Annotated in this window: 2 protein-coding genes; both read right to left on the bottom strand. The window is 49.8% G+C overall.

The features are described 5' to 3' along the window. The coding region (locus D6694_08490; GenBank protein RMH41875.1) for a hypothetical protein at window positions 1–385 on the bottom strand (385 nt) is incomplete at its 3' end. A 218-nt stretch (window positions 386–603) separates the two neighbouring features. Further along, window positions 604–1,092 (bottom strand): amidohydrolase family protein (locus D6694_08485; GenBank protein RMH41874.1); only part of this gene is annotated, 489 nt, incomplete at its 5' end.

Genomic DNA, 1,092 nt, shown 5'->3' with positions numbered 1-1,092 from the left:
TGGACACGAGAATCCCTAAAAGACAGTAGTGCTTGGCCTTAATAAAATGTTCGTCATCCGAGACCTTGTGCCGAACCAAGGTGAGGAAGAGCAGATGGGGCAATCGTTTCTTGTTGAGTCTTGCTTTGGTCTGCCGGAGGGCATAAAGTACCAGTCCCTTCATCTCGACGATCATGGAAATGAGTTTCAGTTCGATTCTCCATTCGGAACCATCTGGATGGGTGGTGATGACATCGACCCGATCTTCTTTCTCTAACCGGAGATTGAGAAAGCCCAACGCTTCAAGTACGATCCTGCCGGCCTCCTGACTGCGTCTCAGGAGGTTTTTGGGAGGGCGGCGAGCAAAGGAGGTGGCTTCCTCATTGCAGATCTCATGGATTTCCACAGCCCGTATAGGGAGACATGGATTATTTGGGTTTCCCAAGACACAAGCAGGGTGATGGACTGCACATAGTTATCCAATTGATTTCACGACTGTCATGTAATTTTTCACCAGAACCATGACTCAAGACAATGATTGAAAGAACAGAACGTCCAATTTTGTAAGACAATTTCATAAGGCAAAACGATAGACAACGGGTACAATTGCTTGATAGAAGGCCATCAGGTCTTTACCCACCGGCCGCCTTTCATCACCTTGAGTTCGTCCGGTCTTTCGAACACGGAGATGTCCTCAAGCGGATTGATGCCAGTTATGACAAGATCCGCCTTCTTGCCGGACGCGATGCTTCCCAACTGATCCTCGACACGCATAGCCTTTGCGGAATTGATGGTAGCGATCTTGAGAGCTACCGCAGCGGAGATGTCGAGGTTGTTCATGAGCAACTGAAGTTCTCGAGGAGTATGGCAATGCTCACCAGCGACTGGTGCATCGGTGCCGAGTGCAAAGACCACCCCCTTTTCATAGGCAATCCTATGGGATTCAACCATTTGGGAGGACACAGTTTCCCATTTCTGGACTGCTTCAGGAGGGAGCATTGCCCGTACCTGTTCGGGTGCATGACTGATGAACGTACCGGCGGACTGTGTGGCAACAAGGTAGGTATTCCGTTTGACCATTTCCTTGGCTGTGTCTTCGCTGATGAAGGTGCC

This window comes from Gammaproteobacteria bacterium, assembly GCA_003696665.1.
Taxonomy (GTDB): domain Bacteria; phylum Pseudomonadota; class Gammaproteobacteria; order Enterobacterales.
Note: the sequence above shows the minus strand (reverse complement) of the source record. Positions and strands in the feature narration are given on the sequence as shown.